Source organism: Streptomyces sp. NBC_00224 (assembly GCF_041435195.1).
In the GTDB taxonomy this organism is placed as follows: Bacteria; Actinomycetota; Actinomycetes; order Streptomycetales; family Streptomycetaceae; genus Streptomyces.
The window spans coordinates 7,815,187-7,840,339 of sequence record NZ_CP108106.1; the positions used below are offsets into that span (position 1 = coordinate 7,815,187).

The 25,153-nt window shown below is 73.3% G+C and carries 22 protein-coding genes; 11 read left to right on the forward strand and 11 right to left on the reverse strand.

The genetic code is table 11. From position 1 onward, the window contains the following. The gene (locus OG965_RS34965) at positions 1-483 is read left to right on the forward strand and encodes a MarR family winged helix-turn-helix transcriptional regulator (RefSeq protein WP_371656069.1); all 483 of its coding nucleotides are present in this window, start codon (positions 1-3) and stop codon (positions 481-483) included. 75 nt (positions 484-558) lie between these two features. Here the strand turns inward: OG965_RS34965 and OG965_RS34970 are convergent, their stop codons facing one another. Together OG965_RS34970 and OG965_RS34975 are read right to left on the reverse strand one after the other, a co-directional pair. Then, entirely contained in the window at positions 559-1,671 is a 1,113-nt protein-coding gene (locus OG965_RS34970; RefSeq protein WP_371656070.1) for a sugar ABC transporter substrate-binding protein, read from the reverse strand. A 223-nt stretch (positions 1,672-1,894) separates the two neighbouring features. Continuing rightward, positions 1,895-2,608 carry a TetR/AcrR family transcriptional regulator gene (locus OG965_RS34975; RefSeq protein ID WP_371656071.1) on the reverse strand — a complete coding sequence of 238 codons (714 nt, stop codon included), beginning with the start codon at positions 2,606-2,608 and terminating at the stop codon, positions 1,895-1,897. A gap of 251 nt (positions 2,609-2,859) precedes the next feature. Here OG965_RS34975 and OG965_RS34980 point away from each other — a divergent pair, with 251 nt between their 5' ends. Continuing rightward, positions 2,860-4,329, forward strand: coding sequence for an MFS transporter (locus OG965_RS34980; protein ID WP_371656072.1), 1,470 nt, complete (start codon positions 2,860-2,862; stop codon positions 4,327-4,329). A gap of 29 nt (positions 4,330-4,358) precedes the next feature. Here the strand turns inward: OG965_RS34980 and OG965_RS34985 are convergent, their stop codons facing one another. Continuing rightward, the gene (locus OG965_RS34985) at positions 4,359-5,360 is read right to left on the reverse strand and encodes a hypothetical protein (RefSeq protein WP_371656073.1); all 1,002 of its coding nucleotides are present in this window, start codon (positions 5,358-5,360) and stop codon (positions 4,359-4,361) included. Between the two features lie 110 nt (positions 5,361-5,470). Between OG965_RS34985 and OG965_RS34990 the strand changes: the two genes are divergently transcribed. Both OG965_RS34990 and OG965_RS34995 read left to right on the forward strand, forming a co-directional pair. Further along, the gene (locus OG965_RS34990; RefSeq protein WP_371656074.1) at positions 5,471-6,226 is read left to right on the forward strand and encodes a tyrosine-protein phosphatase; all 756 of its coding nucleotides are present in this window, start codon (positions 5,471-5,473) and stop codon (positions 6,224-6,226) included. 95 nt (positions 6,227-6,321) lie between these two features. Further along, positions 6,322-7,305: a serine protease gene (locus tag OG965_RS34995; protein ID WP_371656075.1), complete on the forward strand. Its 984-nt coding sequence runs from the start codon at positions 6,322-6,324 to the stop codon at positions 7,303-7,305. 22 nt (positions 7,306-7,327) lie between these two features. On the opposite strand, the gene OG965_RS35000 is transcribed toward OG965_RS34995, so the two are convergent. Beyond that, positions 7,328-7,621, reverse strand: coding sequence for a hypothetical protein (locus OG965_RS35000; RefSeq protein WP_371656076.1), 294 nt, complete (start codon positions 7,619-7,621; stop codon positions 7,328-7,330). Between the two features lie 268 nt (positions 7,622-7,889). On the opposite strand from OG965_RS35000, the gene OG965_RS35005 reads away from it, so the two are divergent. After that, the gene (locus OG965_RS35005; protein ID WP_371656077.1) at positions 7,890-9,371 is read left to right on the forward strand and encodes a sigma-70 family RNA polymerase sigma factor; all 1,482 of its coding nucleotides are present in this window, start codon (positions 7,890-7,892) and stop codon (positions 9,369-9,371) included. Positions 9,372-9,450: 79 nt separating this feature from the next. Here the strand turns inward: OG965_RS35005 and OG965_RS35010 are convergent, their stop codons facing one another. Together OG965_RS35010 and OG965_RS35015 are read right to left on the reverse strand one after the other, a co-directional pair. Next, positions 9,451-10,293: a CAP domain-containing protein gene (locus OG965_RS35010; RefSeq protein WP_371656078.1), complete on the reverse strand. Its 843-nt coding sequence runs from the start codon at positions 10,291-10,293 to the stop codon at positions 9,451-9,453. A 109-nt stretch (positions 10,294-10,402) separates the two neighbouring features. After that, positions 10,403-11,446 (reverse strand): winged helix-turn-helix domain-containing protein, encoded by a 1,044-nt coding sequence (locus OG965_RS35015; RefSeq protein ID WP_371656079.1) that lies wholly within the window; start codon positions 11,444-11,446, stop codon positions 10,403-10,405. 271 nt (positions 11,447-11,717) lie between these two features. On the opposite strand from OG965_RS35015, the gene OG965_RS35020 reads away from it, so the two are divergent. Continuing rightward, positions 11,718-12,404, forward strand: a complete 687-nt coding sequence (locus OG965_RS35020; RefSeq protein ID WP_371656080.1) for an NADPH-dependent F420 reductase — start codon at positions 11,718-11,720, stop codon at positions 12,402-12,404. A gap of 29 nt (positions 12,405-12,433) precedes the next feature. Further along, positions 12,434-13,036 carry a TetR/AcrR family transcriptional regulator gene (locus OG965_RS35025; RefSeq protein WP_371656081.1) on the forward strand — a complete coding sequence of 201 codons (603 nt, stop codon included), beginning with the start codon at positions 12,434-12,436 and terminating at the stop codon, positions 13,034-13,036. Positions 13,037-13,052: 16 nt separating this feature from the next. On the opposite strand, the gene OG965_RS35030 is transcribed toward OG965_RS35025, so the two are convergent. From OG965_RS35030 to OG965_RS35045, 4 genes are all read right to left on the reverse strand, one after another. Continuing rightward, positions 13,053-13,568, reverse strand: a complete 516-nt coding sequence (locus OG965_RS35030) for a hypothetical protein (RefSeq protein ID WP_371656082.1) — start codon at positions 13,566-13,568, stop codon at positions 13,053-13,055. An 11-nt stretch (positions 13,569-13,579) separates the two neighbouring features. Continuing rightward, entirely contained in the window at positions 13,580-14,209 is a 630-nt protein-coding gene (locus tag OG965_RS35035) for an RNA polymerase sigma factor (protein ID WP_371656083.1), read from the reverse strand. 52 nt (positions 14,210-14,261) lie between these two features. Next, positions 14,262-14,735 (reverse strand): LPXTG cell wall anchor domain-containing protein, encoded by a 474-nt coding sequence (locus tag OG965_RS35040; RefSeq protein ID WP_371656084.1) that lies wholly within the window; start codon positions 14,733-14,735, stop codon positions 14,262-14,264. Positions 14,736-14,936: 201 nt separating this feature from the next. Continuing rightward, a complete protein-coding gene (locus tag OG965_RS35045; protein ID WP_371656085.1) occupies positions 14,937-16,343 on the reverse strand; it encodes a PLP-dependent aminotransferase family protein in 1,407 nt (468 codons plus the stop codon). Between the two features lie 47 nt (positions 16,344-16,390). On the opposite strand from OG965_RS35045, the gene OG965_RS35050 reads away from it, so the two are divergent. Beyond that, a complete protein-coding gene (locus tag OG965_RS35050) occupies positions 16,391-17,587 on the forward strand; it encodes an MFS transporter (protein ID WP_371656086.1) in 1,197 nt (398 codons plus the stop codon). Here the strand turns inward: OG965_RS35050 and OG965_RS35055 are convergent. Beyond that, entirely contained in the window at positions 17,571-18,464 is an 894-nt protein-coding gene (locus OG965_RS35055; RefSeq protein ID WP_371656087.1) for a LysR family transcriptional regulator, read from the reverse strand. The genes OG965_RS35050 and OG965_RS35055 overlap by 17 nt on opposite strands. 303 nt (positions 18,465-18,767) lie before the next feature. Here OG965_RS35055 and OG965_RS35060 point away from each other — a divergent pair, with 303 nt between their 5' ends. From OG965_RS35060 to OG965_RS35070, 3 genes are all read left to right on the forward strand, one after another. Further along, positions 18,768-21,104: a molybdopterin cofactor-binding domain-containing protein gene (locus OG965_RS35060; protein ID WP_371656088.1), complete on the forward strand. Its 2,337-nt coding sequence runs from the start codon at positions 18,768-18,770 to the stop codon at positions 21,102-21,104. 8 nt (positions 21,105-21,112) lie between these two features. Beyond that, entirely contained in the window at positions 21,113-21,589 is a 477-nt protein-coding gene (locus tag OG965_RS35065) for a (2Fe-2S)-binding protein (RefSeq protein WP_371656089.1), read from the forward strand. 101 nt (positions 21,590-21,690) lie between these two features. After that, positions 21,691-24,963: a tetratricopeptide repeat protein gene (locus OG965_RS35070; RefSeq protein WP_371656090.1), complete on the forward strand. Its 3,273-nt coding sequence runs from the start codon at positions 21,691-21,693 to the stop codon at positions 24,961-24,963. Positions 24,964-25,153: the final 190 nt, after the last annotated feature.

The following is a 25,153-nucleotide window of genomic DNA, read 5'->3' on the forward strand; positions in this document are numbered from 1 at the left end:
ATGAGCTGCTCGTCGACCCCCGCCGCGTCGCACCCGCCCCTGGCGTCCGACGTCGATCTGCTCCGCCTCGACCACCAGGTCTGCTTCTCCCTGCACGCCGCCTCGCGCGCGTTCGGCGGCGTCTACCGGGACGCGCTCAAGGACCTCGGCCTCACCTATCCGCAGTACCTGGTGATGCTGGTGTTGTGGGAGCACGGCCCGCAGCCCGTCAAGGTGATCGGCGAGCGGTTGCGGCTCGACTCGGGCACGCTCTCGCCCCTCCTGAAGCGGTTGGAGGCGGCGGGCCTCGTGACCCGCGAGCGCAGCGCCGAGGATGAGCGCTCGGTGACCGTCCGGCTCACCGAAGAAGGCTCCGACCTGCGGGAACGGGCGCTGCCCGTGCCCCTGAAGATCCTTTCGGCCACGGGTCTCTCGGTGGCGGAGGTCCTCTCGCTCCAGCAGCTCCTGGGGCGGATCACGACCGCCCTGGACCAGGCGCAGTGAAAGCGCCGGGCCGCGCCGCCCGTACCGGCGGACGGGCCTCGGTCGCGTGGCGGGAGAGGTTCAGGGGCGTGGCGGCTACTTCAGGCCCATCGCGTCGCAGGCGTCCTTGACGTTGGGCGTGCAGATCTCGGAGGTCGAGTAGACGCCGTCGCGGATGACCGTCTCCTTGATGTTGGCCTTGGTGAGGGCCGCGATCGGGATGATCATGGAGGGGATGGCCTTCTTCGTGGGGGAGTCGACCGTGGTCTTGGTGATCATGGTCAGTGGCTGGCCCTTGGCGAGGGCGACGGCCATCTGCGCGGCGACGGGGCCCTCTTGGACGTAGGGCTTGTAGACGCTCATGAACTGCTCGCCCATGACGATGCGCTGGACTCCGGCGAGTTCGGCGTCCTGGCCGGTGACCGGGGGGAGCTTGGCGAGGCCGGCGGCCTTGAGGGCGGTGATGATGCCGCCGGCCATGCCGTCGTTGGCGGAGTAGACGCCGATGACCTTGTCCTTGCCCAGGGCGGAGATGGCGCCTTCCATGTTGGCGTTGGCGTTCTCCGGCTTCCACTCCTTGGTGTCGTACTCCTTGCCGATGTTCACCTTGCCGTCGAGCTCGGCGTGCGCGCCCTTCTTGAACAGGGCGGCGTTGGGGTCGGTGATCGCGCCGTTCATCATCACGATCTGGCCGTCCTTGGCCTTCGCGCCCAGCGCGTCGACCAGGGCCTTGCCCTGCACATGGCCGACCTGCTCGTTGTCGAACGACGTGTACGCGTCGATCGGGCCCTCGGCCAGACGGTCGAAGGCGACGACCGGGATGCCCTGGTCCTTGGCCTTCTTGACCGCGCCCGCGATCGCCTTCGAGTCCACCGCGTCCACGATCAGCGCGTCGACCTTGTTGGTGATCATCGTGTCGACCTGCTGCGTCTGCGTCGTCGCGTCCTGCTTGGCGTTCGCGTAGATCACCTGCCCCTTGCCCGCCGTGAGCTCCCTGACCATCTTCTCGATGAGCGGCTTGTCGAACTTCTCGTAACGCGCGGTCTGGTTCTCCGGGAGCAGCAGGCCGATCTTGATGGCTCCGCCCTTCTTCGCCCCCGAGACCTTGGCGGGGTCCCCGGATTCCTTGGCGCTTCCGCAGGCGGCGAGAGCGACGGCCATCGCGGTGGCGGTCACGGACACGGCGGCACGGCGCGTACGGGTGTTCATCGAGAGACCTCCCTGACATGGCCGCGTCCTCGCGGCCGAGGTGGCTGGAAGTCAACTTGGAGGTGAATGGGGCGTCAAGGAGTTGAGGGTGACCGAGACCGCAATGAGTCTTTTCATTGATTAGTCGAACAAGCAACAACTCTGAGCTGGGGCGCGGCGGTTGGACCGCCTGCCCGGAGCGGGTGGGCTTGCGCGATGCGTCCGACACCGAACGGCTCGCCCTTCACGCGAGCCGGAACGCGTCTGCCAGCGCGTCGGCTTGAGCCATGAGCAGGGTCCGGGCGCGGTGGCCGATCCCGCCGTACTGGCCCGACACCGCGAGGCTCACCGTGCCGTGCAGCTGCGACCAGGCGAGCACCGCGCCCGCCAGCGCCGTGCCGGCCCGGATGTCGTACGCGGGGCGCCCGGTGTGCTCCCCGACCCACGCGGCCAGCGAGTCGTCCTCGCGCACCCACCCGGCCATCTCCTCCACCGTCGGGCGGAACGCTTCGGTGGGATTCCCGGCGGCGAAGACCACGAGGAAGGGGCCGAGGGCGGCCCGCGCGCGCTCCAGAGTGTCCGGCGGCGCGGCATACCCCGGCACCGGGGTTCCCTGGATCAGCAGATAGCGGTGCGGCTGCGCGGTGGCCCAGTCGAGGTAGGCGTCGGCGAGGGCGTGCAGCCTGGTACGGGCGTCGGTCGCGCCCGTGCCCCCGGCGTGCGCGATCGCGTGCGCCAGATCGTCGTACGCGTCCCGCATCAGATCGCCGAGCAGCTCGTCGCGGCTGGCGAAGTAGCGGTAGAGCGCGGGCCCGGAGAGCCCCATGTCCTTGGCGATCCGGGTCAGCGCCACGGCCTGGGCGCCTCCCTCGGCGAGCTGTTCCAGCGCCGCCGCCTTGATCTCGGCGCGGGTCTGCTCCCGGTAGCGGGCCCGGGGAGTCCTCACCTCGGCGGTCATGGGTCCTCCTGCGTGCACCGGTGTTCCCGTGCGGCGCGGCGGCCGGACGCGGTGCCTTTGCGGCGGTCCCCTTCTCCAATGATCCTCTCGCGAGGGCGGCTCGCAATGGCTACGGGTCGTAACAGGGTCAACCGTGACGGCGCGGGAGGGCGCGGGCGGTCCGCCCGCTGGGTAATCATTCGGATGCGTACCGTCCGCATGGGGAAGCGCGTGAGAGATCGCGTGAGAGAGCGTGAGAAAGAAGGCCGCTGGTGGCTCCGCATTCCGAGGGCGGTCTCGACCGGAGGCCGGGCGGCGCCGGTACGGTCGCCGCCGAGCCCCTGTCCGACCGCGGCCGCTGGCGGGCGCTCGCGGTGTGTCTGGTGGCGGGGTTCATGACGCTGCTCGACGTGTCGATCGTCAATGTGGCCCTGCCGTCGATCCGGGTGGCGCTGGACGCCCCGGAGGCCGATCTGCAGTGGGTGCTCTCCGGATACGCGCTCGCCTTCGGACTGTTCCTGATCCCGGCCGGGCGGATCGGCGACGCCCGGGGCCGGCGTGCGGTGTTCATGACCGGCCTCGCCCTGTTCGTCCTCGCCTCCGCGGCCTGCGGGGCGGCGCAGTCCAGCCTGTGGCTGGTGGCGGCCCGCGCCGTCCAGGGCCTGGCCGGAGGACTGATCTCGCCGCAGATCTCGGCCCTGATCCAGCAGATGTTCTCCGGCCCCGAACGCGGCCGCGCCTTCGGGATGCTCGGCAGCGTCATCGGCATCTCCACGGCTGTGGGACCGCTCCTCGGCGGCCTGCTCATCCATGCGGCGGGCCCGCACGAGGGCTGGCGCTGGGTGTTCTACGTCAACGTGCCGATCGGCATCGCCTGTCTGGTGCTGGCCCGGCGGCTGCTCCCCGACACCCCGTCCGCCCGCCGCATCCCGCTGCGCGCTCTGGACCCGGTCGGTGTGCTGCTGCTCGGCGCCGGGATCCTGGCGCTGCTCCTGCCGTTCGTACAGGCCCAGCAGTGGCACGGCCCCGAGAAGTGGCTGCTCCTGGTCGTCTCCGGCGCGCTGCTCGCGGCGTTCGTGGGCTGGGAACGGCGCCAGAGCGCACGGGGTGCGTCCCCGGTCGTCGACCTCGCCCTGTTCCGCGAGCGCAGCTACTGGCTGGGCTGCGCCCTGATCCTGCTCTACTTCGGCGGGTTCACCTCGATCTTTTTCATCACCGCGCTCTACCTCCAGGCCGGGCTGCACCTGAGCGCGCTGCTCGCGGGCCTCGCCATGACACCGTTCGCGGTGGGCTCCGGTGTCGCCGCGACCATCGGCGGCCGACTGGTCGCCCGCTTCGGGCGCCGGCTGGTCGCGGTGGGCCTGGTCATGGTCGCCACCGGGCTCGGCGCCACGGCGCTCGCCGTCCATCTGGCCCCGGGCAGGTCGGCGGCGTGGGCGATGACGGCCCCGCTGCTGCTCGCCGGGCTCGGCAGCGGCCTGGTCATCGCCCCCAACCAGACGCTGACGCTCTCCCAGGTCCCGGTCCGCTCGGCGGGCAGCGCGGGCGGCACCCTCCAGACCGGCCAGCGCGTCGGGTCCGCCATCGGCATCGCCGCCGTCGGGGCGGTCTTCTTCGCCCAACTGACGCACCACGGCTGGGCCACGGCGTACGACCACGGGCTGCTGGTGTCACTCGCGTTCGTGCTGGGCGCGCTGCTGCTCGCGCTCGGCGACCTGAAGGCCGGTATCGGGGAGAGGTGACCGGCCGCGCCCGACCCCGCGCCGCCCGGTCAGGACGTTCCCTTCGCGGCCCGTACGGCCCCGCGCCAGGCCGAGTCGACCGAGAGCAGGGCCGCCGGGGTGAGGTCGGCCGGAACGTCGGGCAGGAAGCCGGTGCCGATGAGGGGGCCGGAGTCGTCGGCCGCGACGGACCGCGTGAAGCCGCGCGGCGCCGGACCCCGTCGGCCCGCCCAGTGCTCGCGGGCCTCGTCCCGTACGTCCACGAGGGCTTGGAGGCGGTCGACCGGGGGCGGGGCGAACCGGTCGCCCGCCGCGCGCGTCTGCTCCCGCCACCGGTCCTGCCAGAACTCGACCGTCCAGCCCGGCCAGCGGGACGCCATCTCGTACGCCCCGGCCTGCGCACCGAGCAGCCACCAGCCCACCCGGCGGCGCACCGGGTCGACATGCAGCCCGGCGAGCACGGCGAGCTCGCAACGGCCGTACTCCGGCGCCGAGTCGAGGCGTTCGAGGAGGGCGGGCCCCTCGGCCACCGGGTGGTCCCCGGTGGCGGCCACGAGGTGGCAGCGACCGGCACCCACGGTGACGACCGTGGCGAGCGGATCGTCCTCGGCCGACTCCTCGTCCCCGGGCGCGAGCGCGGCGCCCGCGTACACCTCGCCCCGCGGATCGCGCACCGCGCCCGGGTCCAGGCCCAGGTAGGCGCGCAGTTCCGCCGGGCCGTCGTAGGTCCAGCGCAGCTGCCAGCCGGGCCAGGCGTGGCGCAGCAGATCGAGGGCCGCGGCCCGGTGGCGCATACAGGTGGTCGGCCCGTCCGAGACGAAGGCGAGCAGCACCCGGCGGTACCGGTCGACCAGGACCGCGCCCTCGCAGTGGATGTCGTCGCGCCAGCCGTGGCGCGCCCGGTCGTGGGCGCGCAGCAACGACAGCACGACCTCGGGGCCGGCCAGGAGGTCGAGATCGAGCCCGACCGCCCCGAAACGGGACTCGTACAGCTCGTACCGCTCGTGGTCGCCGTCCTCGGGAACGACGGCGAAAGTTGCCCAGTCGGCCATGGCGAGAGGATCTCAACCCGGTGCGGCACCCCACCAGGGGATTCCGGGCGGTGCCCGGAGTGATCCACACCACGGTCCGCGCGGCCGCGACGGCCGTAGGGTGCGATCCTGTGAACAGACACATCGAGTTCGAGCGGCTGCACAACTTCCGTGACCTGGGCGGCTACCGCACCGAGGACGGCCTGACGGTGCGTTGGGGGCGGCTGTACCGCTCCGACTCGCTGGGCAAGCTCCAGGGCGAGGACTGGGACCGGTTCCTGAGTCTGGGCGTCCGTACCGTCATCGACCTGCGCTACCCGTGGGAGATCGAGGGCAAGGGCCGCGTCCCCGAGCACGCCTCGCTGGCGTACCACAACCTCAGCATCGAGCACCGCCCGTACGACCAGGCGAGCCTCGGCGCGGACGTGGAGACCGGCCGGTTCCTCGCCGACCGCTTCCTGGAAGTCGCCCACGACGGGGTCGAGGAGCTGCGCGAGGCGCTGCGGACGATCGCCGCGCCCGACGGCGGGCCGCTCGTCTTCCACTGCGCCTCCGGCAAGGACCGCACCGGTCTGCTGGCCGCGCTCGTGCTGGCCCTGCTCGGTGTCCCCGAGGACGTCATCGTCGAGGACTTCACCCTCACCGAGCTCGCCACGGACCGCCTGGCAGCCGACTGGCGGGCCGCCAACCCCGGCCGTGAGATCACCTGGCCGGGCTACGGCCGCGCCCCCGCCGCCATCATGCGGCTGTTCCTCGCCGATCTGAGTGCGCGGCACGGGTCGGTGCGCGGGTACGCGACCGAACTGCTCGGCGCCGACGAGGAGTTGGTGGCGGCCCTGCGAGCCGGGCTGCTGGAGCCTGCGGTCGAGCCCGCCACCGCCCCGTAACCGGGGCGCGGGTCCCAGGTCACTGAGGGCACTTCTGCCCGCAACGCACCACGCCTATGGTGGGTCGTCACTTGTGTCCGGCCAGAGGGGAACTGATGGTGCGTAGGACCAGGATCATCCGGCACACCGCCGCGTTCGCGGCCGCCCTGCTGTTCGGTGCGGGCTTCGCCCCGGCCACCGCCGCTGCCGAGGGCGGCCCGGCCGGGACGAACCCGGCCGCCGCCGCACTCGACGCCTACTGGAGCCCCGCCCGGATGGCGGCCGCGGTCCCGGGCGACGCGGGCAAGGGCGCCGTGGCCGGGCCGTCGGCGCGGGCCGCGTCCCCCACGGAGGACGGGCCCCGGCCCGGCGAGTACATCCCGCCCAGCAGGAGCTTCGACGGCATCCCCCAGGCGGGCACCTTCTTCTGGACCGACGCCAACGGCACCGGGCGCACCTGCAGCGGCTCGGTGGTGCGCAGCCCCGGCCACGACCTGACGCTGAGCGCCGGACACTGTCTGAAGGGCTACTCCGGCCCTTCGCCCCGGCGCCGTCTCGCCTTCGTGCCGCAGTACCACGACGGGCTCAAGCCGTTCGGTGTCTTCCCCGTCGCGGCCGACGGCGTCTACGTCCCGCAGGAGTACTACGACCTGGGCGAGCACGCCGGGGCCGCGTACGACTTCGGCTTCGCGGTCACCGAACCCAACCAGGACGGTACCCGGCTCCAGGACGCGGTGGGCGGCGTACACCTGCTCACCGGCACGGGCTACTACCACCTCCCGGTGCGGATGATCGGCTATCCGGGCAACGCGCAGAAGCCGCTGGAGTGCTGGAGCCGGACCACCAGGTGGGCCAGCGACGACCCGGCCGACCCCGGCACCTTCCCGCGCATCGCCTGCGACGCCTTCGTGGGCGGGACCAGCGGTGGCCCGATGCTGGTGCCGTGGCCGGACGGCTGGGCGGTGATCGGGGTCATCGGCGGCTACCACACCGGCGGCAACACCCCCCAGGTCTCCTACAGCGCCTACTTCGGCGCCGCCACCCGGGCCCTCTACCGCGCCGCGGTCAGCGGTGCTCCACCGGCGGCTCCGGCGTCCTGATTCCTGTCGGACACCTGACGGGTCAGCGCCCCAGGGCCGTCAGACCCTTGCGGAGGTCGTCCCCGTTCATGACCGGCGTGTAGGAAACCTTGGCGCCGAGTTCCAGGAAGAACGGCTCCGAGTACTTCGGCATGTTCGACGAGTCCGTCATGTCGAACACGATGAACGCGGTGCGACAGCCGTTCTGGGCCGTGAAGTAGGCGGCTTCGGGGCGGAGCGCCTCCAGGGCGGATTCCACCGTCTTCTGAAGCGTGCCGTTCCTGATGGCGTCGTTGGCCTTCTCCGTGTCCATTTCCACCTTCATCAGCGTGCGCACGAAGCTCACCCCTTCCCGACCGGGTGGGTGCTCGCTTCTCGGCGCACCGGACACTCCCGGCCGCATACACCTCCAGCGTCTCGCTTTCTGCCCGCCACCACAACGCGGGAGGTCCCACGCGACGGCCGCGAGGCACATTCGGACGTGCGCGTTCCGGGCCGTGCCGGGCGTCGTACAAAATGAGGGCCGAGTTCCTGTTATCCCCGTGTCCGCCAGGGGTCTCCGAACGACGGGAGCGTACGAACGACGCCAGCGGGTGAGGGAGCAGATGCACAGGGACAGCACGTCCATGCCGGAGCTGGTGGGCGCCGCGCGGACCGGCGACGCACAGGCCCAGGAGCGACTGGTCTGCGACTACCTCCCGCTCGTCTACAACGTCGTCGGCCGGGCCATGGACGGGCACGCCGACGTCGACGACGTCGTGCAGGAGACCATGTTCCACGCCCTGGAAGGGCTCGACGGGCTGCGTGAGCCGTCCCGCTTCCGGTCCTGGCTGATCGCCATAGCGATGAACCAGATACGCCACCGCTGGCGGGCCCAGCAGTACACGACCCCGGCCGGCCCCGAGCAGCTGGCCGAGGCGGCCGACCCGGAACCGGACTTCGTGGAGCTCACCATCCTGCGCCTCGGCCTGTCCGGGCAGCGCCGCGAAGTGGCCGAGGCGACCCGCTGGCTCGACGAGAGCGACCGCGAACTGCTCGCCCTGTGGTGGCAGGAGGCGGCGGGCGAGCTGACCCGCGCCGAACTCGCCGAGGCGATGGCCCTCACCCCGCCCCACGCCGCCGTGCGCGTCCAGCGCATGAAGGCCCAGCTGGAGGTGGGCCGGATCGTGGTGCGGTCGCTCGCCGCCCGGCCGCTCTGCGACGAGCTGGCCCGGACCGTCGCCGGGTGGGACGGCCGCCCCGCCCCGGTGTGGCGCAAGCGGATCGCCCGCCACACCCGCGACTGCCGCGCCTGTTCGGGGCGGGGCTCGGGCCTGGTGCCCGCCGAGGGTCTGCTCGCCGGTCTCGCCCTGCTCGTGCCGTTGTACGGGGCCGCCCACTTCGTCCCGGGCGCCCGCCTCGCCCCGGTCGCCTCCACGGCGCCGGCGCCGGGGAGCGCCGGACCGGGCCCGGCCACCCCGGCGAAGCCTCGCGCGTACGCGGTCGGGGGCGCCCTTGCCGTCGCCGTCGTCCTCGGGGTCCTGGCGCTCCTGCTGTGGCCCGATCCGCGTCCGGAGGCCAGTCCCGCCCCGCCCGCAGTGCCGCAGGCCACCGCGAGCGCCGCCCCGCCGTCCCCCTCCGCCACGCCCGTACCGCAGCCGACGAGGAAGAGCCCGTCGCCCAGGGCGACCCCGAAGCCCACCCGGCCCACGCCGGTCGCCGCCACCCCCGAGCAGCGGCTGCTGCGGCTGGTCAACAGCCGCCGTGGCGCGGCCGGTTGCGCACCGCTGCGCATGGACCCCCGGCTGACCACGGCGGCGGTCCGGCACGCCCGGGACATGGTGGCCCGCGACTACTACGACCACGCGAGCCCCGAGGGGCAGCACGCCGACGCCCGGATGCGGGCCGCCGGGTACCCCGTCGGGGCCTGGGCGGAGAACCTGGACCGGGGGACGGCGGACCCCGCCGCGATCGTCGACGACTGGACGGACGGCGCGATCCACCAGCGGAACATGCTCGACTGCGGGTACCGCGACACGGGCGTGGCCGCCGTGCCCGGCCCCGACGGCACGGTGTGGGTACAGGACTTCGCGGGTTCACCGTCCTGAGGCTGGTTCACCGTCCCGAGGCGGGATCGCCTCCTGAGGCCGGTTCGCCGCCTTGGCCCACACCGGTGCCGGGCGCCGGTCAGCTGCCGAAGTTCTGCACCCACCACGGCCCGTTGCCGCTCAGGTTCACGCCCACGCCGATGTCCTTGAAGCCGCAGTCCAGGAGGTTGGCGCGGTGGCCCGGGCTGTTCATCCAGTCGCGCATCGCGTCGGCCGGGCTCTTCGGGCCCCGGTGGATGTTCTCGCCCCACTTGTGCCAGTCGTATCCGGCGGCGCTCATACGGTCGCCCGCGTTCCGCCCCTCCGGGCTGTTGTGCTCGTAGTAGTTGCGGGCGGCCATGTCGTCGGCGTGCGCCTGGGCGGAGGTGTTGAGCCGGCGGTCGGCCTTGAAGGGCGAGCAACCCGCCTTGGCGCGCTCGGCGTTGGCGAGGTCCACGACCTGCTGGACGTACGAGGCTGCGGTGCCGGTCGGCGGGTGGTTGTCCGAACGCGGCGGTGTGGTCTTGCGGGGTGTCGGGGCGCCGCCCGTGTGGCCGGTGGTCGTCGTGGTGCCCGTGCCCGTACCCGCGTGCGTGGGGCCGGACGTGGGGGCGCTCCGGGTCGGACTCGGCTTGGGGGAGGCGGTCTTCGCGGGGGCGTCGGAGCGTTTCGGCGAGGGGGACGTGGACGGGGTGGCGGCGGCCGTGGTGGCGCCGGTGCCGAGGGGGTGCCCGGCGGGCGGGGCCGCCTGGGTCCGTACGGCATCCGCGTGGTCGTCGGAGTGCGGCCACAGAAGCGCTCCGGCGACGGCGGCGACCGCCACGGTCCCGGCCACCGCGGTGCCGACGGCCTGCCGGGACCGCTGCCGGTGCGCACGTCGGCGCCCGGCCCGGCCGTCGCTCGCCGCGGGCCGGACGTGGGGGTGGTCGTCGTGGTGCTGCATGGTGCTCCGCTCTCTGTCCGGTGCTGCCGGGGTGCCCGGCACATGGGAGAGCGGGGGGCACCGGAGCCATAACACTTTCTCCGGGCGTGACCTGGGCCACAACGGCGCGTCAGGCGCGCAGGATCGCGGGCTCCGGCCCGGCGATGTCGGCGGTCGACGCGTTGAGCAGGCCGATCCCGGCCGCGGTGGGGGTGTGCAGGACGGCGTTGCGGTCCCGGGCCGTGCTGACCAGGCCCGCCGACCGCAGCACCGTGGCGTGTTCGCTCGCGCTCGCCGGTGAGATGCCCGCGCGGGAGGCCAGCTGACTGGTGGTCAGGCCGGGGTGCTCGGCGATCGCGCACAGCACGGTCGCTCGGGTGCGGCCGAGAAGTGCCGCGAGGGAGCGCGGCGTCGCCGTCAGGGCGCCGGCGGTCACGGTCGCGGGCAGGGGGAACCACGGTGTGCGGTCGTGGCCGATGGGGAAGCTGATCCAGGGCTGCGGCCCGGTGTCGTCGAAGAGCGGATACGCCGAACCGAAGAGGGTCGGGATGAGCAGCAGGCCCCGCCCTTCGAGACGCAGATCGCCCTCGTGGCCGGAGGCCATGGTCAGTTCGAGCACCGGCGGGTTCCAGTGCACCCGGCGCGGGTTGAGCCCCTGGAGCAGCCGCTCCACCCCGCCCTCGGTGAGCTGGCGCATCCGCATCGCCCGGTCGGCGTCCGCGAGTTGCTCGATCCGGGGCCAGTACGGCGCGACGAGCTGCTCGTAGGTGTCCTCGAAGACGTCGACCAGCTCCCGCACGAAGAGCGGGTCCTCGGCGAGACGCCCCGTCCACGGGGGAATCCGCTGGACCCGGCCCGCCCACTCGTCGACTTGTTCGCGTACCTGCGGCGCCGGGGTGGCGCGTACCCTCTCCCACAACTCCTGGGCGCTGCCCGGCTCCGCCGGCAGGAGGAACTCCAGCGACCATCCTCTGACGGGCACCGCCTCGAAGGCGATCCGGGTCCGGGGCGCCAGCCGGGCGAACGACTCCCGCCGCCACGCGTCGAAGCGCGCCCGGTGCGCGGACTCCCGCAACACCCGCAGGGCGACGTCCAGTTCGAGCAGCGGACGCGGGCCCTCCGCCAGCCGGGTGCGGGCGAGGTCGTCGGCGGTGAAGTGTATGCGCAGCGTCACGCGCCCGAGCATTGCCGTCCGGCGTGTTTCGGACCAGCCCGAAACACGTCACCTCCGCGGCCCGGGGACTGTCACGGTGGAGATGCGCAACAACGGGGGAGTGCCGGCTGGTCCGCACCGGAAGCACGGGGGGCGGTGGACCAGCCGGCACTTGCGTGCGGGCAGGCGTGGCTGCGCACAGTCCTTGTGATACCGAACGGCTCGGTTTACTTTTAGCGCGTACCGGGCGGCCGTCCTTCTTCGGCCACCGTTCCCCGAAAGGATCGAGCCCATGCGCTACGCAGTCCTCGGCACCGGTGTCGTCGGCCGGACCATCGCCGCCAAGCTCGCCTCCCTCGGCCACGAAGTGGCCATCGGCACCCGCGATCCCAAGGCCACGCTCGCCCGCACCGAGCCGGACGGCATGGGCAATCCGCCGTTCTCCGTATGGCAGCGGGAACACCCGAGAGTGCGCCTCGAAACGTTCGCGGGCGCCGGGGAGTTCGGCGACACCGTGCTCAACACCACGGCGGGCCTGGCCAGTCTCGACGCGCTCGCCGCCGTCGGCGCCGAGAACATCGACGGCAAGGTGCTCATCGACATCGCCAACCCGCTGGACTTCTCGCAGGGCATGCCGCCCTCGCTCGACCCGGTGAACACCGACAGCCTCGGCGAGCGGATCCAGCGGGCCTTCCCCGAGGCGCGCGTCGTGAAGACCCTCAACACGATGACCACCAAGGTCATGGTCGAGCCGTCCCGGGTCCCCGGCGAGCACAACGTGTTCCTCTCCGGGGACGACGAGGACGCCAAGAAAGCCGTCGCCGCCCTGCTGATCTCCTTCGGCTGGCCCCAGCCGAGCATCATCGACCTGGGTGACATCACCACCGCTCGCGGGGCTGAAATGATGTTGCCGGTCTGGTTGCGGCTCATGGCGGCGCTGGGCCACACCGATTTCAACTTCCACATCCAGGGCGCCTGACCTCGGGCCGGCGTCCCCACGAGGCGGGCATGCACGACGACAAGACGACCAGGGGCGCCGGACGGCCCCGGTCCGCGGAGAAGAACGACGCGATCCTGCGAGCCGCCCTCGACCTGCTGGCGCGCCAGGGTTACGTACGGATGACCCTGGACCAGGTCGCCGCCGCGGCGGGCGTCAGCAAGTCCACCATCCATCTGCGGTGGAAGACCAAGGCCGACCTGCTCACCGCGGCGCTCGCCGCCGTACGGACGGCCGACGCCCCGCCCCCCTCCGGGGATGTGCGCACCGACCTCGTCGACATCCTGCGGGACTTCGCCGCCACCATCGCGCAGGTGAACGGAATGGCGCTGATAGGCACCTGCCTCGCGGAGGAGGACCACACCCCGGAACTCCTCGCCCTGCTGCGCGCCCGCTCGGTCCTGCCCCGCCGCGCCCTGCTCCGGGAGGTCCTGGAACGGGCGCGCGAGGAGGGGAGCATCCGCCCGGACACGGATCTGGAGGCGGCCGTCTCGGCGCTCATCGGGCCGTTCTACGCCGACTATCTGGCGGGCCGCGGCGACCACCCGGAGTGGGCCGAGCAGGCCGTCGACCTGACCCTGACGGCCCTGCGCCCCGAGGGAACCGGAAAGTAGCTCCGGGCGAGCGCCGTCAGCGGACCGCCGGTGCCGAAGGTGTACGGGACGGTTTGGCCGACGGGGGGATCGGGTCCTGCGGTGCGCTGCTCCGCGTGCCGTTGCCCGACTTGGGGGTGCCCGGCGTCGGAACCGACGGCTCGACCGCCCGCCCCTTCTCCGCCGGCTTCGCTGTCGGCGGCCGGGAAGGCTCCGGCCGGGGCGAGTCGACGCCGGACGGGCGGGGCGCGGGCGGCGGGGAGACCGGGCCAGGAGTGGACGCGGGCAGCGGGCGGCTCGGTGCGCCGCCGGGGGCGAGCGCCACGTAACCGATGGCCACGGCCGCCACGGTGGTCAGCGCGGCCAGCGGCAGGGCGAGGCGGCGCGCCGGCAGGGCGTGAAGCCGCAGCCCCGGCAGCCGGGTCCGGCGCAGATGCGGGCCCGGCGGGTCGGCCGGGCGCAGATCGCGGACCGTCACGGTCTGCGCCCGGGCCGCCAACGCGCGCCGCAGCCGCGCCTCGACGGGGCGCTCGGGGGTCTCCTGGCCGCTCATGTCCACTCCTCTCACGACCGCTCCTTCAGGATCTTCTCCAGTGCGTCCAGGCCCCGGCTGGCCAGTGACTTCACCGAGCCCCGGCTGATCCGGAGCGTCTGCGCGATCTCGGCCTCGGTGAGCTCGCCCCAGTACCGCAGCACCAGCACCTCACGGCGCCGCGCGCTCAACTGCCCCAGCGCGGCCAGGACTTCCCGGTGCTCCTCGCCGAGGACGACCCGTTCCTCGGCGGAGGGCGCGTCGGCCTCGTGGGGAGGGGTGTACGCGCGCGCCGTGCGGCGTCTGCGCAGCACCGAGCGGGAGGCGTTGACCACGGCCGTACGGAGATAGGCGAGCGCGTTGTCGACCTCGGCGATGTGTTCGCCGTGGCGCCGGTACAGCGCGGTGAACGCGTCCTGCACCACGTCCTCGGCCGTGGCCCGGTCGTCCACGAGCATCACCGCGAGGTGCACCATGCGCAGCCGGTGCGCGTGGTAGAGCTCGCTGACGGTCGGCCGCGAGGTGTCCCGGCCGTACCCGCCGAAGGCGGCGGGTCGCGCCGGGCCGGTGGCCAGCCGGTCCCGGCGCAGCAGCCAGTGCAGAAAGACGCGCGGGCCGAAGCGCCCTGGCGGCGCCGGGTACCGGACGGCGGTGTACTCCATCACTTCCTCGGGTGGAACGGCGCGGCCCCGCGCGGCGGGGCCGTCGTGCGCCTCAGTGGTTCTGTCGCCGCCGGACGGCGTAGACGGTCCCGGCGCCCGCGGCGATCAGCGCGCCCGCCCCGGCACCCAGCACCGTGTTGGTCTTGGACGAGCCAGTATGGGCCAGTTCGTCCTGGGGGGTCGAAGGGGAGGGCACGGCGCTGGGCGCGGCATCCGCCGGAGCCTTCGTCGGGGGCGCGCTCGGGGCCGGCTCGGAACGGCTGCCCGGTGCGCTCGGCATGGCGGAGGGCCGCTGGTCCGGGGAGGCGGGGGTCTTGGCGGGCGCGGGCCGCTTGGGCTCGGCGGAGGGCGGCGCGCTCGGCTCGGCGGGCGGGGTGGCGGGCCCGTCTGCGGTCAGGTGCCGCGGCTGCGCCCCGCCGTCGGCGTGGGCCGTCCCGGCCAGGGCGGGCACGGCGAGTGCGGCCAGCAGTCCGGCGGCGGCGGCGCCGCGGGCGAAGGCGCGGCGGTGGTGCTTCGTGGTGTTCACGTAGTACGTCTCCAAGTCGGCCGAACGGCGCCGGACGACGCCCTTCACCCCTGACGACGTGCGGCCAAGGCCGGGGTTGCCGACGATCCGAAGAAAGTTTCCGTACGCCCGGGGAGGGAGTACAGAAGGACGTGGCGGCCTGCGCACGTCACCGCGCCCGCGCCCGCGAGAGGGGTGCCGCCGGCGCGGTGCCCCGCATCCTCACCGCCCCACCAGCAGGCTCCCCACCGCCGCCACCCCCGCCCGGATCGCCCGCTCGCCCACGTTGCCGAATCCCAGCACCAGGCGCGGCGGGGCCGTCGCGCCCGTCGAGCGGCACGGGCTCATGCCGTACAGGCCGACGGACCGCGTCCGCGCGGCGGCGATCACGGCGCCCTCGTCGGCCGCGCCGTCGAGGTGCGCGACCGCGTGGAAGCCCGCCGCCAGGCCGCTCACCTCGACGCCGGGCGCGTACTCGGCGAGCGCTTCGAGCAGGGCGGTGCGGCGCGCCGCGTACATGGTGCGCATCCGGCGCAGATGCCGGTCGAAGCGGCCGGACTCGATCAGCCGCGCCAGGGCGAGCTGGTCCAGGGTGGGGGAGCCGCGGTCGCTCAGCCGCTTGTGCTCGACGACGTCCTCGGCGAGCGCGGGCGGGCAGAGCAGCCACCCGATGCGCAGCGCGGGCGCCAGGGACTTGCTGACCGTGCCGATGGAGACGACCCGGTCCGCGGCGAGCCCCTGCACCGCCCCCACCGGCTCGCGGTCGTAGCGGAACTCCGCGTCGTAGTCGTCCTCGACGACGTACGCGTCCCACCGCACCGCCCACTCGATGAGCTCGCGCCGCCGCCCGGGGGAGAGCACCACCCCGGTCGGCCACTGGTGCGCGGGGGTCAGCACGACGGCGCGGGCGTCCGTCGCGGCCAGTGCCCGCACGTCGACGCCGTGCGCGTCGACCGGCACCGGGACCGCCGAGAGCCCGGCCGAGGCCGCCGCCGCGGACACCGTGGCGGGCGAGCCGGGATCCTCGTACGCCACGGTGCGCACACCCGCGCGGGCGAGGGCCCGCAGCGCCAGGCCCAGGCCCTGCGCATAGCCCGAGCAGACGACCATCCGCTCCGGGTCGGCCGCCGCCGCCCGCACCCGGCGCGCGTATCCGGCCAGCACCTCGCGCAGGACGGAACTGCCGCGCGGGTCCCCGTAGTCGAGCGCCGCCGTCGGCATGGCGCGCCCGGCCTCCCGCAGCGCCCACAGCCAGTCGTCGAGAGGGAAGGAGCCGAGGTCGGGAACGCCCCAGCGGAAGTCGGCCAGCAGGCCGGGACCGGTCCCGGGCGGCGGCGCGGGCGCCGGCGGTATGTGCGCACCGGCCGCGACCCGGGTCGCGGCACCGACGCGGGTCACCAGGTATCCCTCGGCCCGGAGCTGTGCGTAGCACTCCTGCACCAGGCCCCGCGACACCCCCAGGCCCAGGGCGAGTTCACGCGAGGACGGCAGCCGCTCGCCGACCTGGAGCCGCCCCGAGCGGATCGCCTCGCGCACCTGCCGCTCCAGCTGCGCACGCAGCTGCTCGCCGCTCTCGCGGTCGAGCGGGAGCAGCAGGCCGGGAGTACGACCGGACCACTGGACAGCCATGGAATTGGAGCTTACCGGTGGTCCGGTCGGCCCCTAGCGTCGCTCCCATGACGACCTCGCTGCCCTCCCGCACCCCGGCCGGCGCCCCCGCTCGACCGCCGCTCCTGACACGGGCGTTGATGCTCCGTTTCGTCAGCATGGTCGGCGCCTCGGCCAGCTTCTTCCTGCTGCTGTCCGCCGTACCGCTGTACGCGCGCGAGTCCGGCGCGGGCGGCGACACGGCGGGTCTCGCCACCGGCGCGCTGATGCTGGCCACGGTCCTCGGCGAACTGGGCGCGCCCCGGCTCATCGCCCGCTACGGCTATCGGCCGGCGCTGGCGACGGGGTTGTTCCTGCTGGGTGCGCCCGCCCTGGTACTGACCGTCTCCGGGACCATGGCGTGGATCGTCGCGGTGTGCTTCCTGCGCGGCCTCGGCTTCGCGCTCACCCTGGTCGCGGGCGGGGCGCTGACCGCGACGCTGATCCCGGCCGAGCGCCGGGGCGAGGGGCTCGCCCTGGTCGGCGTGGTGGGCGGGGTGCCGAATCTGGTGGCCCTGCCGCTGGGCGTCTGGCTGGGCGCGCACGTCGGATACGGGACGGTCTCGGTCGCCGCGGCGGCCGTCGCGCTGGTCGCGATCGCCTCCGTACCGGGGCTGCCCGACCGGGAGTTGATGCACGGCGAGTCGGTGGGCGTGCTCGCGGGGCTGCGCACCGGTGCCCTGGTGCGGCCGGGGGTGGTCTTCGCCGCCACCGCCGTGGCGGCGGGCATCGTCGTCACCTTCATCCCGCTCGCCGTTCCGTCGTCCATGAGCGCGGTGGCGACGGCGGCCCTGTTCGTCCAGCCCGCAGTCGCCACGGCGGGCCGCTGGTGGGCGGGCCGCCTCGGCGACCGGCACGGCGCCGCCCGGCTCGTCCTGCCCGGTCTGCTCCTGTCGGCCGCCGGGGTGCTGCTGACCGCGCTGATCCGCACGCCCGTCGCCGTGGTGGGCGGGGTGGCCCTGTTCGGCGCGGGCTTCGGCATCGCCCAGAACGCGACCCTGACGCTGATGTACGCACGTGTCTCCACGGCGAGTTACGGCACGGTCAGCGCGCTGTGGAACCTGGCGTACGACGGCGGGATGGGCGTCGGCGCGGTGGGGTTCGGGGTGCTCGCCGACCGCACCGGCTACTCCTCGGCGTTCGTGCTCACCGCCGCGCTGATGCTGGTCGCGGCCGTCCCCGCGGTGCGCGACCGCCGTACCGGCCCTGCTACACCGTGCCCGTGAGGCTGTCCGCGACCGTGCCCGCGAACTCCTGGGCGAGCGGGCCGAGCGCGTCCCACTGGCGCACCGCCCAGCCGGCCGCCAGCGGCGGCAGCATCGGCAGCGGCACGAAGCGCAGGGCGCCCTGGCCGGAAGTGGTCCACCCGGGCAGCGCCGGCACGACGGCGTGGCCGAGCCCGAGCTCTGCCAGCAGGATGGCGGTGTCCCAGTCCGCGACGCTGGTGGTCGACGCCAACTGGATGCCCTGCGAGGCGAGTTGCTCCTCCAGGTGATGACGGGACGTCGAGTTCGCGGGCAGCTGGATGTGGCGAATCTCGGCCAGGTCCGCCGCCTCGATGCTGCTCCTGCGGGCGAGGGGGTCGTCCGCGTGCACGGCGAGGACCCAGGGCAGCTCGATGACCGGGCGCTGCTCGATGCCGCGCGCGGGGGTGCCGATGGTGATCCAGGCCAGGTCCGAATCGCCCGCGGCGAGGGCGTCGAAGCAGCCCCGGCTGGAGTTCTCGGTACGGAACTCCAGCTTGACGTGGGGATGCGCACGCCGGAAGCGCACGACCCCGTCGGACATGAAGTGGCGCACGGTGGTCGCGCCGGTGGTGATCCGGACGGTGCCGCCGTCGCCCTCCCGGAGCTCGCGGAGCCGGCGCAGCGCCAGCTCTATCTGGCCGATGCCCTGGGCGGCGGCCTGTTGCAGGATGCGCCCGGCCTGGGTGGGGGCGACACCCCGGGGGCGCCGCTCCAGGAGGGGCAGGCCGAGCTCGGCCTCCAGCCGTTTGACGTGCTGGCTGACCGCCGACTGCGTACGGGACAGATCGCGCGCCACGGCGCTCAGGTTGCCGCTCTCGCAGGCGGCGACGAAGACGCGGAGGTCGTCGAGAGTCATGAACCCCAAGGTATTACTTGGATCTTTGAAAGAAAACCAGAGGATTGACTTGGGTAGCTGTCGACCACAAGGATTTGGGTGTGGGGCGGCAACCCGTCCGTGGACGCCGTCGGGGATCCGGACCCGGACGGCGCGGTCCACGGAGGGTGCCGACCCCCTTCTGGGCCGGCTGACTGAACCCAGCTGAACTGACGTCCCGCCAGATCACGTCACACCAGGCCTGTTTCGCGCCTGGTGTTACTCATGAGAAATGTGTGACGCTCTGACACGGCGCAGACGGTGCAGGTGACGAAGGGACAGTTGATGGCAGCCTCGGGTCGTCCGGAGCAGGAGGACGGGTCCGTCGTACCCGAGGTGGGGCGGCGGCGGTTTCTGGGATATGTGCTCGCGGCCTCGACGCTGACGGTGGCCGCACAGCTCGGCGAGGCGGCCGTCGCACCCGCCCGGGCCGAGGCGGCGGTCCCGTCGCTGCCCGGCCCGTCCGAGATCTACGACCTCAACGACATGCTCACGGACGCCGCCCTGCCGACGGCCGGCCTGATCAGGATCGAGGTCCACGACGACGGCACCGCCTCCTTCGTGCTGCCCCGCGCCGAGGTGGGCCAGGGCGTGACCACCTCCTCCGCGATGCTGATCGCGGAGGAGCTGGACCTGCCCCTCGACCGGATCCGGGTGACCCTGGCCGACGCGCGGCCGGAGCTGCTCTTCAACCAGATGACCGGCGCGTCGAACACCACCATCGCCACCTACACCCCGATCCGGGTGGCCGCCGCGACCGCCCGGGCGCGGCTCGTGGAGGCCGCGGCGGCCGAGTTCGGCGAAGCCGCCTCGACGCTGACCACCCGGGCCGGGGTCGTCACCTCCCCGCGCGGGAAGAGCGCCACGTACGGTGAGTTGGCGGTGAAGGCCGCGAGCCGCACCACCGTCCGGATCCCCGTCACCCTGAAGAAGCCGGCCCAGTTCGGCGTCATCGGCACCCCGCGCGGCCGCATCGACGCGCTCGCGGCGGTCACCGGGCGCAAGCAGTTCGCCATGGACGTCAGCGTGCCGGGCGCGCTGCCCACGATGGTGTGCAGGCCGCCGACGATCAACGGAACGGTGCGGTCGGTGGAGAACCGGGCGGACGTCCTCGGGATGCCCGGCATCACCGACGTCGTCACCGTCCCCACCGGAGTCGCCGTGCGCGGGCGGACGTTCGGCCAGTGCATCGACGCCGTACGGGCGCTGCGCGTGTCCTGGGGCCCCGGCACCGAGGAGGGCGCGTCCGACGCCACCGTCCTCAAGGAGCTGCGCGCCGCCGAACTGCCTTTGGTGATCCCAGCGTTGGACCCGCTGGTCCACTCCGTGGACGCGCGCTTCACCTTCCACTTCGCCAGCAACAGCGCCCTTGAGCCCAACTGCGCTGTGGCGGACGTCAGAAGCGACCGGGCCGAGATCTGGGCGTCGCTGAAGACCCCGATCACCGCGCAGGAGACCATCGCGCTCAAGCTCGGCCTGCCGCTGTCCGCCGTCAAGGTGCACGTCACCGAGGGTGGCGGCTCCTTCGGCCGCAAGCTCTTCTTCGACGCGGCACTGGAGGCCGCCCAGATATCGAAGGCGATGGGCAAGCCCGTCAAACTGATGTGGCACCGCACGGACGACTTCCGCCAGGGCCGCACCCACCCCATGTCCACCTCCCGGGTCCGGGCGACGTACGCGCTGGGCGAGGTCCTCTCGTACGAGCAGCGGCACACCTCGGTGGCCACCGACTTCGGACACGGGCTCGGCGAGATCATCACGTCCATGGCGGCCAAACTCCCCGTGGGCGATCTCGCCTTCTCCGAGACGATCTTCGAGCTCACCCAGCAGAGCCCGTACCACTTCGGCGTCACCACCCAGCTGCTCAGCGAGGTCGACAAGGGCTTCCACACCGGCAGCATGCGCAACATCTACTCGCCCAACGTCCGCTGCGCCCAGGAGCTCGTCGTCGACCAGCTCGCGGCGCGGATGGGCAAGGACGCCTACCGGTTCCGCCGCCAGTTCCTCAAGGAGGACCGGGCCCGGGCCGTCCTGGACAAGGTCGCGCAGGCCGGCGAGTGGGGGCGGGCCATGCCTCAGGGCACCGCGCAGGGCATCGCCCTCCACCCCGAGTACCACGGGTTCGTCGCCGTCCTCGCGGAGATCGACTGCCGCCCGGAGACGACCGGGCGCCACATCCCCGACGCGTACACCGGCCCGAGGGTCACCCGGGTCGTGTGCGCCGTCGACGTGGGGCTCGCCGTCAACCCGCGCGGTCTTCAGGCCCAGATGATGGGCGGCATCATGGACGGCATCGCCGTCACCCTCAGCTCCGGCCTCCATCTGAAGGACGGCCACTTCCTCGAAGGCAGCTGGGACAACTACTTCTACACCCGGCAGTGGAACACCCCGCCCGAGCTGGAGATCATCGTGATGCCGCCCACCGGCGACAAGCCGGGCGGGGCGGGGGAGTTGGCCGTCGCGGGCGCGATGGCGGCGGTCGCCTGCGCCTACGGCCGGGCCACCGGCACCATGCCGACCACCTTCCCGATCAACCACGACGGCCCGCTCGGCTTCGAACCGCTGCCGACCGTCCCGCCGATCCCCGCGTCCCCCACCGACGGCCTCAGCCGCGCCTACTAGGAGCATCCGTGCCTCTGCACACCTTCATCCTCAACGGCAAACCGGTGTCGGTGGACGTCGAGGACGACGTCCGGCTGCTCTGGGTGCTGCGCGACGTCCTCGGCGTGACCGGGCCGAAGTACGGCTGCGGCCTCGGCGTCTGCCAGGCCTGTACCAGCCACATCAACGGCAAGGCCTTCAACCCCTGTTCCGTGCGGGTCAAGGACGTCCGGCCGACCGACGAGGTCACCACCATCGAGGGCCTGCCCGCCACCGTCGGCAAGGACCTGCACCCCATGCAGGAGGCCTGGCTGGAGTACGACGTGGCCCAGTGCGGCTACTGCCAGCCCGGCCAGATCATGGCCGCCGTCGCCAAGGTCCGCCAGGCCCGCGCCGCCGGTCACGAGATCGGCGACGCGGACTTCGACGAGATCCGCAACATCTGCCGCTGCGGCACGTATCACCGCATCCGCGAGGCGATCAGGGCAGGTGCGAAGAACTTCTGACCTGGGGGCGGGCGCGAAGCGTCTGACATGTTCAGCGCAGGTGGCGCGCTACGATGCACGCCACGGGGGCCCGGTAAGGCCCGGAATGCGCGGGAGAACACGTGAAGTTCGGGCTGCTCGGTCCGCTGTCCGTCCATGACGACCAAGGAGTCGAGCGGACACCCGCGTCGCCCAAGGGCCGGGCGCTGCTGACCGCACTGCTGCTCACGCCCGGCCGTGCGGTACCGCTGGCCCGGCTGGAGACGGCGCTGTGGGGCGAGCGCCCACCGGCCACCGCCCGCGCCTCGCTCCACAACCACCTGCTGCGGCTGCGCCGTTCGCTGGGCGAGGAGACCCGGATCCGGGCGGTGCCCGGAGGCATGCTCCTGGACGTCGAGGACGGCGAGCTGGACACTCGCGTCTTCGGCGAGCGCCTCGACGCGGCGCGGGCCGCGCGTCCGGCGGGGGACTGGGACACCGTCGTACGGGAGGTGGACACCGCGCTGGCGCTGTGGCGCGGCACCCCGCTGGACGAGTTCCCGGCGCTCGCCGAGGACGAGCGCGCCCGGCTCGGGCAGTGGCAGGAGGCCCGGATACAGGCGCTGGAGTGGCGCTGCGACGCGGAGCTGCGGCGCGGTCGGCACGACGGGCTGCTGCCCCAGCTGTCCCGTCTGGTCGTCGAGTTCCCGCTGCGCGAGGCCTTCCACATCCAGCTCATGCGGGTGCTGCACCGCAGCGGACGGCGGGCCGAGGCGCTGGCCGCCTACCACCGGCTGCGCCGCACACTGATCGACGAACTGGGCGTCGAGCCGGGCCCCGACGCGGCCACCGCGTACCTGGACATCCTGACCGACGACGCCCCGCCGCCCGCACAGGCCCCGGACGCCGACGCCGCCGTACCGACGTCCCTGCCCCGCGACGTCGCCGCCTTCACCGGCCGTGAGCACGAGGTCGAGGCCCTGGTCTCGGCGGTACGCGACGGATCCGCCGGAGCCTCCGGCGTGGTCGGCATCCATGCCGTCGACGGCATGCCGGGAGTGGGCAAGACCGCGTTCGCCGTCCACGTCGCCCACCGACTCGCGGCCGACTTCCCCGACGGCAGTCTGTTCCTCTCCCTGCACGCGCACACGCACGGAACGCCGCCCGTCGACCTCGGCACCGCGCTGACCAGCCTGCTGCTCGCCCTGGGGACCGACCCCCAGCGCATCCCGGCCGACCTGTCCGCGCGCGCCGGACTGTGGCGCGGCAAACTCGCGGGCGGGCGCTACCTCGTCCTCCTCGACGACGCCCGCGGCAGCGAACAGGTGGAGCCGCTGCTGCCCGGGACGCCGGGGTCCCTGGTCCTGATCACCAGCCGCCGACGGCTGGTCGCGCTCGCGGACGCGGTGCCGGTCACGCTGGACGTACTGACCGAGGACCGGGCGGTACGGCTCCTGGTGGCCAAGGCCGGACGCGCGGACCTGACGGCCCAGGACCCCGGCTGCGCCGAACTCGCCCGGCTCTGCGGACACCTGCCGCTGGCCCTGCACCTCACCGCCGCCCGGCTGCGCCACCACCGCGCGTGGAGCGCCGAGGACGTGATCGCCGACCTGGCCGCCGCGAGCGGCCGCCTGGCGGCGCTCAGCTCCGAGAACATCTCCGTACGGGCCGCCTTCGAGCTCTCCTACCGCGACCTCTCCCCGGACCAGCAGCTGCTCTTCCGCCGCCTCGGGCGGCAGCCGGGGCTCGACTTCGACGCGTACGCGGTCGCCGCGCTCCACGGCACGGACCTGCCGACGGCCCGCCGCCTCCTGGAGGAGCTGGAGGACCACCATCTCGTCGAGGAACCCTCGCGCGGCCGCTACCGGATGCACGACCTGGTGCGCGACTACGCACGCGCCCTCACCGACGCCGAGGACGGCGCCGGACACCGCGCCGACGCGGCGCGGGCCGTGGAACGCCAGGTCGGCTACTACCTGCACGCGGCGCTGGGAGCCAGTCGTTCCTTCGCCCGCTACGACGCCCCGGCCCTCACTCCCCGCACCCCTGCCCCACCGGCCCTGCCGCCGGTCGCGGAGGACGGGCGGGCGCTCGCCTGGATGCGGGCGGAACACGCCAACCTGAGCGCGGCGGTCGCCCACGCGGCCCGCCACGGCCACGGCGAGCACGCCGTGCAACTCCCCGCCGCCATGGCGGAGTTCATGCGCGCCCACGGCTACTGGGGCGACGCCCTCGCGCTGCACCGGACGGCGCTCGGCGCGGCGCTCCTGACCGAGGACCCGCTCGGCCGCGCCGTCGCGCTGCGCAACACCGCGGTCATCGAGACGCTCCAGGCCGAGTTCGAACCGGCCGAGAGCAACCTGCTGGCCGCCCTCGACATCTTCCGCGGCCTGCGGGACCCCGGCCGCGAGGCCATCGCGCTCCACGACCTCTCCTCCATCCTGCGCCGCACCGGACGCTACGAGGAGGCGCAGAGCTCGCTGCGTCACTGCCTGCGCCTGTTCGGGGAGACCCGGGACGCGCGCGGCCAGGCCCAGGTGCTCGTCGAGCTGGGCCACGTCCAGCAGCTCACCGGGCGCTTCGCGGAGGCGGCCGACAGCATGGGGCGCGCGCTGGAACTGCATCGCGCCCTGGACAACCGCCTCGGCCAGGCCAACGCGCTCACCGCACTCGGTGACGTACGCAAGTCGACCGGCGCGTACGCGGAGTCCGTCTCCTGCCATCGCCGGGCCCTGGTGCTCTTCCGTGATCTGGGCAACGAGCTGGGCGAGGCGAACGTGCTGAGCGACCTCGGTGACGTACTGCGCCTGACCGGGGCGTACGAAGAGGCGCTGGAGAGTGTCGGGCAGGCGTCGCGCCTCTACCAGTGCCTCGGCGCCCGCCTGGGTGCGGCCAACGCGCTCGCGAACCTCGGCAGGATCAAGCAGCGCACCGGCCGCCTGACGGAGGCGGAGAAGGACCTCCGGGAGGCGCTCGACGCCGCCCGCTCCCTCAACAGCCGCATGGGGCAGGCCTATGTGCTGATGTATCTGGCCGAGGTGCAGGTCCTGAGCGGCTGCCACACGTACGCCCTGGAGAACGCCACCGCGAGCGTGGCGCTGTGCCGCGAGATCGGGGACCCCGGCGGCGAGGCCGAGGCGCTCAACACCCTCGGCACGGTCCAGCGGGCGGACGCGGCCCCGGCCGACGCCCTCGACTCCCACCGGCGGGCCCTCGAACTGGCCCGTGAGGTCAGGTCGCCGTACGAGGAGGCCCGCGCCCTCGAAGGCCTCGGCGAGAGCCTGGACGCACTGGACCGGCCGGACGAGGCCGTCGCGCACCTGACCCACGCCCTTGAACTCACCCGCGCACTCCAGGTCCCGGACGCCCAGCGCATCGAGGCCCGCATCGCGCGGGGGCGGCGGCCGCTCCGGTAGCCGTCGCGCTGTCGGCAGGCCGCCGCCGAGTGCGGTGAACCCGGCGGTGATCTTGTGCGTCCGTTCCCGTTCGTACCGGTCCGCTCCTCGTCAAGCGTTGATCACGATTTGGCAAATTTGGAACCCTTGCATCTGCTTTGTCCATCCCCGGAGGCGGAACACGACCGTCGTGCCCCGAGGGGCCGAAGCA